We start from the raw sequence: 19,792 nt of genomic DNA on the forward strand, positions 1-19,792 counted from the left end.
AACGCTTAAGGCGTTCGGACTGCTGGATGAGAATGCAGATACATCGCAAGTATCCTTCAGCGACATCGGAAGCGTGGCATCATACGCAAAGGATGATATCCTGCTTCTTGCGGCAAACGGTTATATCAATGGTTCTGACGGAAAGATCAATCCGGCAGGAACGGCGACAAGGGCTGAAACCGCTCAAATGCTTACAAATTACTTCTCTAAATAACTATTTCATAAAAAGTTTAAAAAGCAGGGTGTTTGTCCTTAATTGGGTAAATGCCCTGCTTTTCCCACATGTAAGAAAGCTTTTGTTAATTATGTATTGAAACATTAGCTTTTTTTTGTCTATGTCTAACAATAGAAAAATAGTATAATTTACGTTAAAATTAAGAGTACGTTGATAATGCATCATTGACACTGTATATGCATTATTTTACATAGAGAGACAAGAGAGAGAAAAAACGTTAAATTGAACGTTTATAAATCTGGGAGGTTAAGAAGCATGAAAAAATCAATGAAGTCTATTGTTTCATTGTTGGTTGTTTTGTCAATGCTAACAGGGCTGGCGCCATTTGCATCTGCACATGTGCCGATTCCTGCGTATTCCGAAAAACCAACAGGATACAGTACACTTAACGACAAGGCTAACTACTTGTTAGGCAGCGATGAGGCGCAGGAATGGGACACCCCTGAGCCTAAGGTAACTGAACCCTCGGTTACCCCGTATACTTTGCCTACCCCCAATCCATATCCTGATATCCTAATAACCGAGGCAATAGTAAACTCAAAGAATTTGGATGGCGGTTCAGACCCATATGATGCTGTTGAAATTTACAACGCATCAGGAAAAGATCTTGATCTAAAAAATTATGAACTTGGGTATAAGATCGATTCCGCTGCTGATTTAACTTCAGAATATGTTAATCCTACATATACAGGCATTAATAATATAACATATTATTCAGCTTTAGGCGGCGACACAGGGACGGAACCGTCAACTTTGAATTTCCCAAAAGATTCAAGTATGATCCTTTGGATAAAGCAGCCCGGTAATGCAACTGATAAAGTACTTACAAAAGCACAGTTTGCAGCTGCGTATGGTGTTGATGCTAATAATGTATTACTGGCTGAACAGCCGACTGCGTCGAATGTTGCACCATCATCGACTGCAACATCAAGTTTTTACCTTAAAAATCATGCTAATAATAGGATAACTATATCTGTGCTGAAGAAAACAGCTGTGCCTGATTTAACAAAATATGTTACCGACGACAACGATATAGTATCGCTCGCCCGTTATAATTCTGCCACTTGGAACACAGGTCTTGAAGGCAGTTCATTTCTCCTAAAATGGGATAACACCAACAAAATGATGATGCCTATAGCCGAGTGCAGTGGGGCAAACAGCATAACCCCAGAGCTTGGCAAACAGCGTTGGAATCAAAAGCCTGTTAATACAAACGATGTTACATTACCACAAGTCACAAATAATACTCCAGCAACTGGGGATGTATCGTCTGTTAATATCAGTGCAAATGTTTCTGATATGGCTAGTGCAACAACGCCTGGCGATATTGTAAAAACAACTTTATATTATCGTGACCGTTCTGCGGTAGATCCGTCATACAAGGCAATTACAAAAGATTATGTTCTAAACTCAGGAACTGTTTTAACGGATGTGCCTTCTGTCACTATAAATGAAACACTGAACAGCGCTGAAATATATGGCGCCAAATATCTTGACTATTATATAGAAGCTACAGATGATGGTGGGAATGTCGCTACGCTCGGAACTGCAGGAGCGCCTAACACTATTGATCTTAGCGGAAGTTACGCGACAGTTGATACAACTCCCCCGGCAATTACAATCTCGTCACCTGCTAACGGTGCTTCCTTTGATACTCAATTCAATGGGAATATTGTTGCTGGTTATACCGATGACACAGGTATAAACAAGTCAACAGTAACGATTTCTATTGATGGCGGTACGGCTATACCGATAAGCGACGCTACAGATTCAGGATTTACTTATTCATTAGCCACAAGCCCAATAACGGCTTTAGGAAAACACACGATTACAGTTAATGCTCAGGATACATCAATTGCTAAAAACCAGGGTACACAGACAGTTGAGTTTTATGTTAATGCGGCTGAAACTATTGCACTTGATAAATCAACGCCGTATTATGTTCAGACTGGAAACAATATACCCGTTGCAGTTAATGTAATAAGCGATACTACCTCAGGTGATAAAGTTAAACTGTATTATAAAAAGACTAAAGATACAACATATTCAGTTGCTGATATGGCGGCTGGTACATCAACTGATCTTAGCGGATCTTTAAAGCAAACAGCATATAGCTATTCTATACCTGCAACATTTTATGGTAATAGCAGAAAGCTTGACTATTATATAGAGGTATCAAACGGCGGGTCTGTAGGTCTTCGCTACCCGAGCGCAGATGCCGCATCTATAAGTATGGGAGATCAGCCTGAAATCGTTATTACCGAGGCTCTTCAGGACTGCGCTGGCAGCGATTATTATGAAGCAATAGAACTTTATAATAATACTGACACCACACTAGATCTTAAGGATTATGCAATCGGTTATAAAAACGATGCAAAACCCGCGGGTGAAGCAGCTCTTGTTAATCCTACTTATACCAGCCCGTCGAGTACTTATGTAAACTTCATAACGAAATACTATCAATATGGTGTACCTGGCGACGAATCTACTGTTACAAGTCTTCCATTCCCTCCAAAGTCGACAATGACATTATGGTGCAAAGAACTTGTCAATACAAATACTCAAACTTTAAATGACCTTAAGACCAACCTGCCTAAAGTTAATCTGGATCAAACTTTGATCTGCGGGCAGGGAAGCACAATGACAAACGGTACGCCTTCTGGGTTCTACATGGTCAATCATGGCGGAGCGAGAGTCAATCTATATGTTATTAAGCTTTCAAAACGTACAAATAATCCGGCCGATGTTGTCGATCCTGCTCCGGCTTCAGCTGATAAACAAACAGTAGTAAGACCAGATCAAAAAGTTGTCAGCACTGCAAGATACTATTTCTCATCAACAGAATTCACACCAGGAAACTCTGTAAAGCTGGCATGGGATAATGCTAATCAAATAATGAAGTCATACCCGACAATGCAGGGTGTAGACAGTACATTAAACGATATTGGAAGTTTAGATTCATTCCAGAAACCGTTGTACACTGATGATAGTACACCTCCGGTAATTTCTACAACGCCAATTTCTGAAACAACGCCTGGTTCAATTACCCTTTCAGCAGGCATCACCGATTCTGATGATATCCGCACTGGTCGTATATTCTACCGTTTGGCTGGAAGTTCCGTTTGGACAAAAGTCGAACATAATTATGTTGCTGAAGATTCTCGCGACAAAACTCAGCTCCAGCTATCCGAAACAATACCTGCAAGTAAGGTGCTTGGAAAAGCATATATAGAATATTATTTTGAAGCTGCCGACGGCAATAATAATACCGCAACAAGCGGATCAGCGTCTCAGCCATATAAAACCGTATTCTCTGACCATAATGCTCCAGTAGTTAATATTACATCTCCTGACAACGGTTACTCTATTGCCGGTGCATTTGCAGGAACTATAGCTGCAACCGTATCCGATGAGATGTCAATAGATAAATGGAGCGGCAAGGTCGTTGTTGATAACGGGACCCCAATTTCCATTCCTATTACGGATGTTTCGGATACATCTGTATCATATTCTTTTGCAGCCAATCCTTTAACTATAGGTACACATACCATAAAACTTATGGTAACCGATACATCAGCTACACCTAACACTGGCTCTGCAACAATAACAGTTAATGTTACCGAGCCTACCTCAGCACAGATTATTCATACTCCGGTGGATTATGTAAACTATAACAGCCCATTAGTAATTGCTGCAACTGTTGTCGGCGGATCAGCTCCGACGTTAAATTACCAGAAGAAGAATACCACGAATACGGTATCTATTCCTATGGTGATGCAGGGTTCATCAAAATCATTGTCCGGCGGGCTGACAATGGCCACATATACAGCGTCGATTCCATATAGTGATTTATCTTCACTAGGCATGATCACTTACAGTATTTCTGCGGGAACGATGAACACGCCTACGTATGAAGCTAAAGTCCAAAAAGGAACTGACATTATATTTACTGAAGCCTCTGCCAATTCAGCCAACGTCGGAAGCGATGATGGTTTTGATTATGTCGAGGTTTATAATAACTCAAATAAAACGATAGACCTATTTGATTATAAGCTTGCGTATGAAGAACTTTACTCAAGTAATGCCGGAAAAGTATATTTCAATAATATTTCAAAATATACTACAGCGGATAATGGGCAGGAGCCATCAGAACTTAATTTGGCACCGGGTCAGTATTTAGGTATTTGGATTAAATCAAATACTCCTACTGCTCTTTCTAATTTGACATCGGCGAACTTTAAGGCGAACTATGGAAAACCAGGTGCTGAAATTGCAGTTGCAGAGCACATGCAGTTTGGCACAACATCTCCTACATTAGGAGATACCGGTACAACCTTTTTCTTAAATAATATTGCTAACGGAGTAACAGCTAATGTTTACTTAGTAAGCAAGAATGCCACAACTAGCAACTTTAAAGACAGTGTAACAGCAACTATGACATATACGGGTGACCAGTTAAATGCTGACTGTTCAATTGGACATATGTATTATGATAGTTCAAAACAAGCATCTACTGCCGTTAAAGTTACAAGTGGCGAAAATACGAATTCAATCAGTGAAGCAAGCCCGTATTGGCCATACTTGCCAGTAGACTATTCCGATGTAACGCCTCCAACAATAGCAAATCATACAAACGTACCTACCGCTGAAGTAGGACCAGTCACGTTGTCGGCGAATATGAATGATGACGTTTCCTTGAGATACGGCGAGTTATATTATAGAAATTCTAATGCCACAGATTTTAAAACCCTGATTACCGATTTTGTCACCACAAATGGCACTACTCCAGTTAAATCAAATACTTTCTCTGCAACAATTCCGCAGAGTGAAGTTAATACAATGGGTACAATTGAATATTATTTCGAGGCTGTAGATGCCGGCGGAAACAAAGTTGATTCTCAGAAATATACAACTAAGATTAACCACAATGACCAACCTGTGACAACTTCAGATGTTGTAATTTCAGAGATGTGTCCTAACCCTGCAGGCGGTGACCCTTGGGAGTATGTCGAAATAGTAAACACGACCGATCATGATATACCTCTCAGTAATCTTGAAATGCGCATTTATCCAAACATAGCATCAACTGCGTATAATGTTAATCCATTAGTTTGGGACGACGACAGTTCCAAGATTCTTAAACCAAATGAGCCTTTTATTTACTTTATTTATAACTCGGCATCGTTTACTGAGGGCGGTGTTAAATATTCAACACAACAGCAAAGAGATGACGCGTGGGAATCTTTCTACTCAGCAAACGGTATGCCAGTAGCATCCAAAGATGATAGAGTTATCGCACCTGCTAACAGCGATGTTGACGGCAGCGGTATTACAGGAGCAACCGGACTTCAGAACAGCAGTGCTTACAGACGCGGAGCTGCAATATATGATAAAACAGCGAAAAAAGAAATAGCAAAAGCTGGCTATAACTATGCTGATAACCTGACTGCTGCAGACTCTGTTACCCAACAGGTAAACGGAACGGCTATAGAATATTTGTTCTTCCCAGGCTATGACCCGATCGATCATATTAATAGCGTTATGTTTGACTATGCTGCAAATCCGAGTCCTGGTGCATTGGATGCTGATCAGACAAAAAAGGGTGACGGGGTTGCACCACAGATTGTATATGACAAATCTTCAGATTATAGAGAGCCTGATCAAACGGAATTCAGGATACAGGTAAAAGATGCTGATACTGCATATGTTGTACTATTCTATAAGTTGAACTACCAGCAATTTTATAGACCGGTATTCCTTACAAAAGAAGGGTCTACGGATTATTACACTGGTGAAATACCGGTTAGCGAATTGCAAGTTGCAAAACAAATTTCTTATTATTTTGTTGCAACCGATGGAACAGATTCAACTGTTTTCCCAGAAGAGTGTGCCTACAACCCATTTGTTCAATCCATAACCGATGTATCTGGTCCTCGTATCTTAAGCCAATATCCTGAACAGGGAACACAGGTTGAGCGTGCGTTTAACGGACAGATTGTCATAAACTATAAGGATTTTTCAGGTGTTGACTTAACAAAGACCAAGTTAGTATTTGACGGTAAAGATGTAACAAAAGACGCTCTTATTACCGATAATAAAATTTACTACACTCCTGGACAGCTGAATGAGTTTAAGCGCTACAACTATTCTCTTACACTTGCGGATAAATTCGGCGGCGAAATTCCGGCAGGTTCTGGGTTATATCCGAAACAAAATGTTGCGGTTCATGATATGTACTTTGATGTAGTTCCTGTCAACAGTGAACTTTCAAAGGGCGGGCAAATTATACATGCACCGATGCAGCAGGCTGTCGATTCTCAAGACTTAACGATTACTGCCGAGGTAACTGACAGCAATTCTAGCCAAAACATGCAGGTGGTTTATGGATTTAATGATAATGTACCCTCTAAAACAATCACAATGACTAAAGGAACCTCCGAAAAAACAACAAACGCAGACGGGAATGACGTTTATACAACCTTCTATAATGGTGTTATTCCAAAAGGCGAGTTAAAGAACAATACTAAAGTCAATTATTTTATAACCTCGGGCACATTAAAGGCACCTACGACTGATGGAAAGTATTATTCAACGAAGATTACACCTGCGTCACCTGTGCCGGATCTTATAGTAACAGAAGTTATGGCAAATCCGCAGGGTGCAGATAATGCTGAGTATATGGAAGTTGCCAATATAAGTAACGGACCTATCAATCTTAAAGATTATCGTATGGAATATATAGGCAGCATTAAGACGAAGCCTAACGAGATCAAGAAGAGTGATATTACTCAAGACTGTATTCTTTATCCAAACGATGTTGCAATCCTCTGGTTTGTGACTGTTGATTCAGAAACTGCGCAAATGAATGTTCAGGACTTTAAAGACAGATGGGGAATCGGAAACTCAAACGTGCCTGTCCTTGAAATTCCTGCAAATTCTGCTCGTTATCCAAACTGTTTTAACCTTGGTAATACGGGCATAAAATATATCAGGATATTAAAGGATAATGACGATTCGGGTAAGTATGTATGCAGCCTAGTGTATAACGATGAGGTGGATAAAGGCTACAATAATGGTACGTCTGAGATGGTTGTTACATACGGGCCACCGACTGATGGTACAGTTAATCTTACTAAACTTGATCAATCTGTAAAACCGTCACCGGGAACGATTGATTATCGTCAGAAAAAAGTCAACTATGATGATGTCCAGTCTCCGCTTATAATTTATCAGAATACTAATGATAAACCGATAGATACCGGGGACTATCATATTAAAGTTAAAATAATTGATGAGAGCGAGTTAAGATATTCTGCAGTTAAATTTAAGACTTATACAACGGGAAAATATTTAGCTGCTGACTCAAATGGTTATATCGAAGCTCAATTGACACCAGTTTATAATGAACCGAACTATTATGAATTTACTGTTCCTAACGAGTATATTCAATATTCAAATGATCTCCAGTTCTACTTTGAGGCATCAGACGGACTCCATAAGGTTTCGCTTAATGATGTGACAGGTGAACCATTTAAAGTTAACTTCAACGATAAAGTAGGTCCTCAGTTATTAACATATAAGCCGGAGCCATATTATTTCTATGAAGACAGCAAAACTCCAAGCTTTAAGCTTACTTTTGAAGATAATTCAGGCATAAACAAAAATAGTATAAAACTATATGTTGCCCCTGAAGCATCTGTTAAGAAAGATGGAAAAGTTGATTCTTCAATGCTTTGCCAGAGCCAGTATGATGTTACTTCAAATTCAGCAATTACAAACGATGGTCGTGTTTATACATTAAATTACACACCAGGAAATGCATATGCAGATGGCACCTATGTTGCTGAATTTGTTGCATATGATAACAACGGCAATAGGAACTTACCGTTCGTTCAAAGTGCAAAAGATCATTTCACCTATTTCGAAATAGGCGATGATTCTGTCCTTAATCACTACCATGGTGAGGTGCATAGCCATACCGCCGAATCAGATGGTGAAGGCACAGTTGTTGAAGCATACACTTATGCCCGTGATAAAGGTCATGCTGATTATTTCTCAGTAACTGACCATAACCATTATTTGAATTCATACACTTATGCAAATGAAATTAATGATGAAAAACAATTTTATAACCCAGGTCCTGGCGGATTTATAAACTTTAACGGTTGGGAAATGACTTGGAATAATGCAACCGGCTGGCAGGGTCACTCAAATGCGATCAATGCAGACTGGGTAGAGGCAAATGTTCAAATCACGCTCGAAGATTACTATAAAGAACTTTGCGCAGATCCGAACGTTGTTGGTCAGTTCAATCATCCGACTTATGGATGGGGAACATTTGACGATTTTGGTTATTATTCAGAAGCATACGACAAAAAGATGCAGCTGATAGAAATCAACTATACAGCAAGTGAAACTGAATATTACAGAGCACTTACTAAAGGCTGGCATCTCGCTCCAACTAGTAACGAGGATAACCATCAGAAGAGATGGACAACACTTACTCCAAGGACTGGCGTAACCTTAGCCCCAGCCTTGACACGAGACAATCTCCTTGAAGCTTGGAGCAAGGGCAGAGCATACGAATCAGGTGACGGAAATATCCGTATTAATTACAAGATCAATAATGAGTGGATGGGTTCTCGCTTAAAAGATCCTGAAAAACTTGATTTTGATATCGGTATATTTAATGCAGACGGTTCTGCTGTACCGGGAGGAGAACTTTCAGTTGTATCTGAAGATTCAACTATCGTTTACCAGAGGACCTTTACATCAGCAGATGTGGTTAACGGACAGATAAATGTTAAATTCACGCTTCCCCCTGAATACAAATATTACCTAGTAAAATTCGTTAAGAATGGAGCAAGCCGTTCACTGACAGCACCAATATGGGTTGAACGTTCAAATAATATTCAGATTACTGATTACGCACAGGGTGAGTCTGATGATGTCAATAAACCTATATCTGTAATACCTACGATTAAAAACACCAGCAATGGTACACTTACGGATGTTAAAGTTGATTTCTTCAGAGGATCAGACAAGACCGGAGTAACAGATTCTGAGCTTGTTCTAAGCAAAGATCTCGCTGCATATGAAGCAGAAATGGCAAAACCTGAGGCATCAAGAGATCCTGCTGTTCTTGCGGCAACAAACACTGCAGTTCCTGTTGAAACCAGGACATATGCAAGTCTTGCGCCAAATCAAACCATTACAGCTGCAGCTAACCTTGCGACAGATATTAATAATCAGCGTATTTACGTAAGAGTATCCGGCAAGCTTAATGGCAAGGAATATTATGATCTCGGATACACTGCAATAACTCCGATCATGATTTCGGAAATAACAGCAGTCAATAATACTGTCCATAACAAAAAGGGCGTTGCAGTGGACAATGCAGTCAGGTATATTGAGCTCTATAATATGACAAACCAGGCGATGGACCTAAATGGTGACTCTATTAATATGTGGGAAAGCATGAACACCACACCTGCAAATAAAACTGCAAATCAGTATGAAGTTTATAAATTTGCGGCGGATTCAGAGCATCCTAACCAGACATTAATCGCACCTCATGGAACAAAACTTGTATGGTATAGGGCTGACAGCAGCTTTACCCTTAGTGATTTCAACAAGTTTTATGGAACAAATCTTACTGAAGATGATGTAATTCCGATAGACGGATATGTGCTTGCTGATTCAGGCGCAAAACAGATTGAATTTAAGATCAACGATGTAAGTACTTTGACGACTAAGTATAATTGGAATACTATTTTAAGTGACTTTACTGAAAATAATTCAATTATTTATAAGTATCCAACAATCGGTATTCCAGAAGCTACTAAGCTTAGTGTTAAAGCTGCACCGACTCCTGGCAGCGTGGTTCCTGAACAGATTCCTACACCTCAGACTGATTATAGTCTCAAATCTTTAAGTCTGATGACAGGTAATAATACGGTTAATGTCGCACTTTCCGATAAGAGTACAAGTTACAGAGTATCTGTTCCGGAAGGAACAAAATCAGCAACAGTTGTTCCGGTTCTTAATTGTCCTTCGCTTAAGTTACGTGTAAACGGAGTTGAACAATATAGTGCCCAAGGACTTACTACCCTTACACTTGGCAATACAGGCGCAACAGCTGTTATTGAGGTTCTTGACGGAGCGGGCAATTCAAAAGCGACTTATACTGTTACGGTCGGCTCAGGTGACCTAAATATCGGTTCTGATAATAATGGTGCTTCTGGCGGAGCAGGCGGCAGTTCAGGTTCGGACAGCGGCACAGGCGGATCAGGCTCAGGCAGCGATACAGGATCTGGTTCTTCAACTGATAAATTAACCAATCAGGTCAGCGATACAGTTAAAGTGGATAAGGCAGTATCTGTAAATTACACGGCAGATTCTTCTCAGAATATCGATTACCTTGTTGCTGGAGTAATTAATGCAGATGGTTCCGTAACATACCTGCCTAGCAGCTCGTATAAAGACGGTAAGGTTTCATGGCATGGTGAAGTCAGCGGAAATGTTGCAGTATTCTACAGAGATATAAGTTTCTACGATACAACAGGTAAATGGTACGAAAATGCTGCGAAATATATGGCGGCAAGAAGCATAGTAAATGGCGTTGGCGATGGAAAATTTGCACCGAATAATAACATCAGCAGAGCAGATATAACTCTAATGCTGATGAGGGCTTTTGCCGGCGACAAGACTGGAACAGGCACTTTCGACGATGTCGATGCAAGTGCATACTATGCAAGCGCAGTAGCTACAGCAAAAGATCTTGGAATAGCCACAGGAGCATACGGTAATTTCAATCCTCAGGCAAATGTCACAAGACAGGATATGTTTGTCTTGCTTGCGAGAACACTAAAAGCTTTCGGATTGCTGGATGAGGAAGCAGACACCTCAAAGGTATACTTCAACGATATTTCAAGTATCGCTTCTTATGCAAAAGATGATATCTTGCTATTAGCTGCAAATGGTTATATCAACGGCTCAGATGGTAAGATAAATCCGAATGGAACTGCTACCAGAGCAGAAACTGCACAAATGCTTTCGAATTATTTTCAAAACTAGAATTTTCTAAAAAAAGATGTCCTCCTCTCAGGAGGGCATCTTTTTTATATTAAAAAATGTAATTAATTAATTAATTTACCAAAAAAGTACGCTAAATTTGGACAAATTAAAGCGCATAAATCCACTTTTGTTAACAGATACTAAACGCAGAAAGAAACAAATTTGGAACATCTGTTATCTTTGAGGAGGATTTATATGAAAGCCACAGGTATAGTGAGAAGAATAGATGATCTCGGCCGTGTCGTAATACCCAAAGAAATTAGAAGGACAATGCGAATTCGCGAAGGTGAACCGCTTGAAATATATACCGATCGCGACGGTGAGGTTATTTTTAAGAAATATTCACCAATTGGTGAACTTGGAAATATTGCAATGCAATATGCTGATGCGTTAAACAAAACTACTGGAATGTCAGTAGCAATTAGTGACCGTGATGCTGTAATAGCAGCTTCAGGAAACTTAAAGAAGGAACTTCAGGATAAACGTATTTCATCAGAACTTGAACGTATGATGGATTCAAGACAGACGTATTTATATAAAAGCGGATCTATGCATCCCCTGACTATAATTGAAGAGAATACTAATACAACTGCATCTGTTGCTGTGCCAATTATTTCAGAGGGAGACGTAATAGGAAGTGTTTGCATTGTTTTAACTGATAAAAATACCCCACCCTCAGATGCTGAAATTAAGCTAGCTCAAACAGGCGCCGTATATCTGGGAAAACAGCTTGAAACTTAAGTTATACAATAAAAAAAGGAAGGTGATCCCTTCCTTTTTTATTTGCAAAATATATCTAAATATTTCCTCTTAAATCTCTATATCTTCCTGGCGAAATACCCACCGTTTTCTTAAATACTTTTGTAAAATAACTTTGGTCTTCAAAACCCACAGCGTTTGCAATATCAACTAAGCTAACGGAATTATCAAGTATATATACCTTACTTTTTTCAACTCTAAGATTATTTGTATACTCAGTAAACGTACAACCTAGTTCTTTCTTAAATATTCTGCTGAGATATGATTTACTCAAGTAGACATGTTCTGCTACGTCACTCAGCGTTATTTTCCGATCAATATTTAAACGGATATACTGGAGTGCCTTTTCCATAATATCTGCATGTTTAACATGTCTGCAATCAAGCATATTATTTATATATCTACCGATCATTTTTACGGACCATTGGTCAAGTTCTTCAATAGTGGTTGGGAAACTTAGTTCTTTTATATGCTGAGTGTTGAGTAAAAAAATATATGTTTTATCGGCGCCGCCGTCAATCGCAGCTCTGGATATAAGAACGACGAGTTCTGATAGTCTTCTTTTTACAGCAGTAATATTATATCCACTTGTAGTATATAAATCATTTACATAATTCGAAATAGCTTGTTCGGCTTCTTCTTTTTCTGCGGACAACACCATTCGTATTATTAGTTTTTCTGAATCAATCGAATATCTTTCTGAGTAATCAATAAAGGAATGTTCGGATATTAAAGGTTTAGATCTATGAAAACTGATTTGGGTAGAAAGACCTGAACACATTGCATTTATCATTTGTCCAAGTTCAGTAACCTTATCTTTACTCAAAATGGGAATATTACTGGGTGGGACAACACAATTAGAAATATTCTGCATTTCTATTTTGTTGTCAGAAGTAAGAATCGGCCCAGTAATTAACCCGTTCGAAAGCATGGAATTCTGATAAATTGTATTCGCAATAAATATATAGCCAGATGGACAACAATATATGTAAGTTCCGCCAGCGCTATCAGCTTCTGATACTGCCTGCATATATGCTGTAACAGGGTCACAGTCGGTATTTTCGTATTTACAGCAGCGGTCGCAATAGCAACTGCTTTTAATTGGCAGAATGCCAGATTCAAGGTCGAATAGTCTACATTCAATACCGGTAAATGAGTGAACGATCTCACTTATATGAAAACATTTCATAAGTAATGGTGTCTGCATTTAATCACCACCTGTTACAAATAGTATACTTATTATATTTACAATGAACAAAAAAGTCCATTATTGGCGGCAAAATTGTTAAATTCAAAGACCATGTGTGCATTATCGAACACAAATGATTACATGTAATCAGACTAAAACAAAAAAAGAGCTTAACGCTCTTTTTTTGTTTTGTTATGAATATTATTAAAGGGGGGAATATATATGTCAAGAAAGCAAATGTTATTTTTTCTTACTATTTTATCTATTGCGGTTGTAATCGTTTTATTTGTTATTTGGTTAAAACTAAACTTCACGTGTTGACCATTTAAAACCTGAAAAACGTCTACCAAGCATTATAAAACGGACAGTCTGATCGACGCATATTGTAACCCAAGCTCCAACCAAACCGAATCCAAACGGGTAGATAAGCAGATAGCTTAATATCGGCCGTACAACACCAATATTTATAAATGACGACATGGCTACAAATTTTGTATCTCCTGCCCCACGTAAACTTCCTGCCATAATAACCTGAGAAGTTTGAAGCAGCTGAGCCAAAGCCAGAATTGACATTATTGGCCCGGCAGCCTTTATAATACTTATATCTGTTGTGAATAGACCGACGATTGCATTTTTATAAATATATATGAGTGCAAATAAAACGGTTGAAATTGAAAAAGCGATCCTTTGAGCAACCTTTCCGTAAAGCATTGAGAGGTCGGGACGTTTTTTGCCAAGATTTTGTCCCACAAGAGATGTCGCTGCAACTCCAAGTGCATCTCCAATATTAAATGTTATATTCAAAGTCTGCTGGCATATCTGGTGGGTTGCAAGAGCCTCAGTTCCAAGATCGGCGACAAACCGGGCAAAAATAAAAAAGCCAAAACGCAGAACGAGCTGTTCCAGTAGTGCGTTTGAACTTAAGTTCCATATACTTTTCAGAATATCAGGGCGAAAGCGAAAGCTGTCGCCCTTTGAAATTTTTAAGTATGAGTTTTGATTAAATATAGTAATAACGACCATGATGAATGCAACGAAATTTCCCACTAACGTAGCAATAGCTGACCCTTTGACACCAAGCTTTGGAAAACCGAAATTTCCGCCAATTAAAAGGTAATTGCCAATTATGTTAACGATATTTGCTGTCACATTTACAATAAGGGTAATTTTTGTTTTACCGATACCCCTCATCGCGGCACATATCACTAGGGTAAAGGGCTGAAACAGAAGGCTTAGCATTAAAATTCTATAATATTCTGTCGCATAAATTATCGTATCGCTTTTTGCCCCGGCTATATACATAATAGGTTTTGCAAGAATTGCTGCTAGAAGCGCCAATATTACCCCGGCTATCCCGGCAATCATAATGCCATGCCGAAGTACGTAATTTGCATCATCCTGCCGCTGTTCTCCCTTTCGACGTGCGACGATCGCTGTTACAGATACATTGAGTGCAAAGAGAAAACACATAAATATCATTCTGGGCTGTGTAGTAAGACCAACCGCGGCAATTGCCTCGGGCCCAACAACGCCGACCATCATGTTGTCAACAGCAACAATTAACGAGACTGAAATTAGTTCTACCATCGCTGGGAATGCTATGTACATAACATTTTTATAAGCTTGTAAAGATTTCGGCAGTTTGCCTAGCGCGATGCCGGGATTTAAAAGGTATCTAACAGAAAATACCCTTTGTAAGGGCCAAAACATGAACTCACCCAAATTTCCAATAACTAGATTTTTGACGTAATCTTAATTATATACTAAATTGATAGTGATTACAATTTTTTTTCCTTGTGAATTATGCAAAAAAAATATATACTGTTATATAAGGAGAAATGGGCATGAATATTATTATCACAGAATTTCTATCAAATCTATTTCCGATATATATAAAATATATTTTTGAAGCAATTACAATGCTTGCAGAGCAGTATACTGTAGTTGTAATTGCTTGCATGATATATTGGTGCATAAATAAAGACCTGGGACGAAGGCTGTCTCTCATTCTTTCCGGCGGAATCGGCTTTAATGGCTTTTTTAAAAATGTCTTTAGGGTGCCAAGACCTTTTGACATATCAGATAAGGTAAGTGTTTTAAGAAAGTCGACAGCGACAGGGTATTCTTTCCCTAGTGGACATACACAAAATGCCTCTGTTTTAGCAGGCATATTAAAAAATAAATTCACTAGAAAATCAATTCGTGCTGTAATCATAACGTACGCTTTTCTTGTAGCTTTTTCGAGGCTTGTGCTGGGTGTCCATTATCTGACTGATGTAATTGCTGCTTTAATAATAGGTTTTGGCTGGGCATATTTCGGGAATAAGTTGTATGAAGCTGTAAAGGAAAATACCTTTAAATACCTTTGGTTCTTAGTTCCGGCTTTCCTTAGTATAATTCCATTATTCATTAAAGGGACGATTCCGCCTCAGTCAAATGATGTATTTACAGGGGTTGGCATTTCACTTGGGGCAGTTTTGGGAACAATGCTTGAAGTAAAGTATATAAGCTTTACAATTGAAGGCAGCATTAAAAGACGAATAATTAGATTCGTTTTAGGCATTCTGCTTTTATTATTGCTTTTATCTGGACTTAAAGCGGTTCTTCCCGATACGTCTGCCATGCGTGTACTGCGATATTTTTGTGTCGGCATATTTGCATCCTGTGGAATGCCGTTTCTCATTAAAAAGTTTAGTATCTAAAATTTGGCGTGCCGCCAGCCTACAAAAGCGGTGTTGTGATTGATAAAATCATAAGGTAATGGAGAATCAATGAGTAAAGTTAAAAATGCAACTTCTATCGGAGGTCAGGCGTTGATAGAAGGGGTTATGATGCGAGGTCCCGAAAATGTAGGGATAGCTGTTCGTAAACCTGACGGATCAATTGAAACAAAAACACTTACTGTCGGCACCATAAAGGATAAGTATCCTATATTAAAATTGCCTATAGTCCGCGGTGTGGTAAATTTTATTGAGATGATGATGTTTGGCTATAAAGCCCTTGCCTATTCCGCCGATGTTGCAGGTCAGGGAATAGAAGAAGAACCATCAAAGTTTGAAGTATGGCTTTCCAAAAAATTTGGCAAAAGCCTTATGGATGTTGCTATGTATTTGGCACTGATACTTGGTGTCGTAATAGCTGTAGGTTTATTTTCAGTCCTGCCGACTTTGATAACAGGAATCTTTGGCAACATATTGCCTCAGAACGGAAAAACAGCAATAGAAGCAATACTTAAGTTTGCGATTTTTATTGTATATATTATTCTTGCCTCACGGCTCAAAGATATAAAAAGGGTGTTCCAGTATCACGGAGCAGAGCATAAAACGATTTTCTGCTATGAGGCAAAAAAAGAGCTTACTGTTGAAAATGCCCGTTCTTTCGGCAGACTTCATCCCAGATGCGGCACGAATTTTATTGCGATAGTTTTACTAGTCTCAATATTTATCTTCTCTTTCGTATCATGGAACAGTGTGCTGATAAGAGTTTTGCTCAAAATCGCATTATTACCGATTGTAGTTGGGATATCCTATGAACTATTAAAGCTTGCGGGACGTTATGACAATATCCTGACGAGGATAATTTCATTTCCCGGAATGATGCTTCAGAAAATAACAACACAGGAGCCGGATGATTCCATGCTTGAAATTGCGATTAAAGCGGTTAAACTGGTGCTGCCTGAAGATGGCGGTATTGTGCAGTGGTAAGCGCATCAGCACTCTATCGCGAGGCTGTTAAAGAGCTTAAAACGGCACGAATAGAAAGCGCGAAATTTGAGGCTGGAGAACTTATTTCATACTTTTCAGGCTTAAGCAAGTCGGATATTCTTTTAGAGAAGCAATGCGAAGATGACGCAGCTGAAAAGATCAGAAGGTCGGTTACAGAGCGGATTAAGGGAAGACCACTTCAGTATATCCTAGGAGAGTGGGAGTTTTGCGGGCGGGAAATCCTGTGCAGAGAGGGCGTTCTTATACCGCGTGAAGACACTGAAACCTTAGTCCGATGCGTCGCCTGTGAGATGGAAAAACGATATACTCCAGGCTCGAAAATAGATATATTGGACTTATGCTGCGGCAGCGGCTGCGTTGGACTAGGATTATGGCATTTACTAAAAGATTTTAAAGTCAATGTGGTCTCGGCAGATGTTTCTGAAGAAGCGATAAATCTTACTGAGGATAATGCAGTCCTTTGGAAAGCAAGTTCTAATTTTAAAGTAATAAAGGCGGACGTTCTTGCCGGAACACCTGTTAACGGACTTTTTGATGTAATAGTCTCTAATCCACCTTATATAAAAACCGATGTTATGAATGATTTACAGCCGGAAGTTCTGAATTTTGAGCCGCATATTGCACTAGACGGGGGACACGACGGGCTTGATTTTTACCGTGAAATCGCTTGTCATTATGTCAAAAATTTAAAAGATGAAGGAATTTTGGCTGTTGAGATTGGCTTTGACGAAAGGGAAAAAGTCACTAATATACTGAAAGATGCGGGTTTTGCAGAAATCTCTTCGGTAGATGATCTAAATGGAAATAACAGGGTAGTGTACGGGATAAAGATAAGTTGAGTTTTTCTCTGATATTTGATATACTTGTAAACATAAAATGGATATTAAAAAGTGGAGGATTTTAAAATGGCAGATAAAATGAAGGCACTTGAAACTGCTCTTCAGAACATAGAAAAGCAGTTCGGAAAAGGCTCTGTAATGATGCTGGGTGAAAATACCGCAATGAATGTTGCCGCAATCTCCACAGGATCGATAGCTTTGGATATGGCACTGGGGATAGGCGGGGTTCCGCGCGGCAGAGTCGTTGAAGTGTATGGACCTGAATCGTCAGGTAAAACAACTGTGGCTCTTTCAGTCATTGCACAGGCACAGAAGGACGGCGGTATTGCCGCTTTTATAGACGCAGAGCATGCGCTTGACCCGGTATACGCAAAAAATCTTGGTGTTGACGTCGATTCGCTTCTTGTTTCACAGCCTGACACTGGCGAGCAGGCGCTTGAGATAGCAGAAGCGCTTGTACGCAGCGGCGCAATAGATGTAGTCGTAGTTGACTCTGTCGCTGCCCTTGTTCCAAGAGCCGAGATAGAAGGCGAGATGGGCGATTCACATGTTGGGCTCCAGGCGAGACTTATGTCGCAGGCGCTTAGAAAACTTGCGGGCGCAATTGCAAAGTCTAATACTGTGGCTATTTTCATCAACCAGCTCCGCGAAAAAGTGGGCGTTATGTATGGTAATCCGGAAGTCACTCCTGGCGGACGTGCACTCAAATTTTACGCTTCTACAAGAATCGATATAAGGAAAATAGAAACGCTTAAGAACGGCACCGAAGTTTACGGCAACCGAGTAAAAGCTAAGGTCGTTAAAAATAAGGTTGCTCCTCCGTTTAAAGAGGCTGAATTCGATATTCTTTACGGCAGGGGCATTTCAAAAGACAGCGAGATAGTTGATCTAGGAGTTAAATTCGATATTATAAATAAAAGCGGTTCATGGTTTTCTTACGGCGAGACCAGGATAGGTCAGGGAAAAGATAATGCCCGCGAGTTTCTTACCGCTAATCCCGAGATGGCAAAAGAAGTAGAAGACAAGATATACGCTGAAATGAAAAAGGCAGCATCTAAAACCAAGCCGACTCCGGCAAAGGCGGCTTCTCCGGCAAAACCAGCTTCTACGCCAGCGCCAACCGGTTCGATAGATATTTCAGCCGCTGATTTTGAATAATGCTCTACATAGAAAAGATCACCTATACTTTAGGCGGGAAAGCAACGATTTTCTTATCGAACGAAGAGAGATTATCTATTTCGGCAGCGGATGTGGGTGCATTGAACATCTCTGTAGAAAGTGAGATTTCTGAGTCTCAGCTTAAAGCCATAAGAAAAATGGCATTAGAGTATTCGGCAAGGGAGAAGGCGCTGCGATCACTGTCACAAACGGATTTTTCAGAGAGATCTCTATCAAAGCGTCTTAAAGAAAAAGGCGTCGATGAAAGTGTCGCTCAAAAAACGGTGAGAGAACTTGCCGAAAAAGGCTATGTTAACGATCAAGTTTATGCAGAGAGGCTTGCAAGGGTATACGGAATAGAAAAACATTTTGGCCCGAGGCGTGTAATATCAGAGCTGATATCACGCGGAATAGACTATAATCTTGCACGCGAAGTATCGGAAAAGGTTTTGACTGATTTAAGTGAAAACATAAAAGCACTTTATAATATGCGGTTTGCGCGTTATGATCTTACGGATATACGCCAGAAAAAGAAGGTTTCGGATGCTCTCGTCAGATACGGATATGGCTTTGAGGAAATCAGATCGCTGTTTTCAGACTTGCGCATAATTCAGGAAGACGAATGATATTAATATAAGCGGTAAATATGTTATCATGTTTACCGCTTTGATGTTGTAATACGAAAACTCCCGGCTATGCCGGGAGTTCAGAAAAAGCTTTAGCGATGAGTATAGTAAAAAAACTCCTTTTGATATAATAAAGCTGCGGTCTGCCAACTGCAACAAGACATATCAAAAGGAGGACATTCGAC

10 protein-coding genes are annotated in these 19,792 nt (G+C 39.6%); 8 read left to right on the forward strand and 2 right to left on the reverse strand.

Annotated features, from left to right (window positions below):
* From Q8865_07095 to Q8865_07105, 3 genes are all read left to right on the forward strand, one after another.
* Positions 1–214: S-layer homology domain-containing protein (locus Q8865_07095; protein MDP4153184.1), on the forward strand; the 214-nt coding region annotated here is incomplete at its 5' end.
* A 276-nt stretch (positions 215–490) separates the two neighbouring features.
* Positions 491–11,311 (forward strand): lamin tail domain-containing protein, encoded by a 10,821-nt coding sequence (locus tag Q8865_07100; GenBank protein ID MDP4153185.1) that lies wholly within the window; start codon positions 491–493, stop codon positions 11,309–11,311.
* A gap of 195 nt (positions 11,312–11,506) precedes the next feature.
* A complete protein-coding gene (locus Q8865_07105) occupies positions 11,507–12,052 on the forward strand; it encodes a stage V sporulation T C-terminal domain-containing protein (protein MDP4153186.1) in 546 nt (181 codons plus the stop codon).
* A 55-nt stretch (positions 12,053–12,107) separates the two neighbouring features.
* Here the strand turns inward: Q8865_07105 and Q8865_07110 are convergent, their stop codons facing one another.
* Positions 12,108–13,277: a helix-turn-helix transcriptional regulator gene (locus Q8865_07110; GenBank protein ID MDP4153187.1), complete on the reverse strand. Its 1,170-nt coding sequence runs from the start codon at positions 13,275–13,277 to the stop codon at positions 12,108–12,110.
* A gap of 285 nt (positions 13,278–13,562) precedes the next feature.
* On the reverse strand, positions 13,563–14,969 hold the full coding sequence (locus tag Q8865_07115; GenBank protein ID MDP4153188.1) for an MATE family efflux transporter: 1,407 nt from the start codon (positions 14,967–14,969) through the stop codon (positions 13,563–13,565).
* Between the two features lie 134 nt (positions 14,970–15,103).
* On the opposite strand from Q8865_07115, the gene Q8865_07120 reads away from it, so the two are divergent.
* The 5 genes from Q8865_07120 (at position 15,104) to Q8865_07140 (ending at position 19,607) form a co-directional block, all read left to right on the forward strand.
* Positions 15,104–15,961 (forward strand): phosphatase PAP2 family protein, encoded by an 858-nt coding sequence (locus Q8865_07120; GenBank protein MDP4153189.1) that lies wholly within the window; start codon positions 15,104–15,106, stop codon positions 15,959–15,961.
* Between the two features lie 69 nt (positions 15,962–16,030).
* A complete protein-coding gene (locus Q8865_07125) occupies positions 16,031–16,963 on the forward strand; it encodes a DUF1385 domain-containing protein (protein MDP4153190.1) in 933 nt (310 codons plus the stop codon).
* Positions 16,957–17,823, forward strand: coding sequence for a peptide chain release factor N(5)-glutamine methyltransferase (gene prmC / locus Q8865_07130; GenBank protein ID MDP4153191.1), 867 nt, complete (start codon positions 16,957–16,959; stop codon positions 17,821–17,823). The genes Q8865_07125 and prmC overlap by 7 nt, the downstream gene beginning before the upstream one ends.
* A gap of 66 nt (positions 17,824–17,889) precedes the next feature.
* Positions 17,890–18,981 carry a recombinase RecA gene (recA, locus tag Q8865_07135; protein ID MDP4153192.1) on the forward strand — a complete coding sequence of 364 codons (1,092 nt, stop codon included), beginning with the start codon at positions 17,890–17,892 and terminating at the stop codon, positions 18,979–18,981.
* On the forward strand, positions 18,981–19,607 hold the full coding sequence (locus tag Q8865_07140) for a regulatory protein RecX (GenBank protein ID MDP4153193.1): 627 nt from the start codon (positions 18,981–18,983) through the stop codon (positions 19,605–19,607). Before recA ends, Q8865_07140 begins: the two co-directional genes overlap by 1 nt.
* Positions 19,608–19,792: the final 185 nt, after the last annotated feature.

The organism is Bacillota bacterium, from assembly GCA_030705925.1.
GTDB lineage: Bacteria > Bacillota > Clostridia > Oscillospirales > Feifaniaceae > JAUZPM01.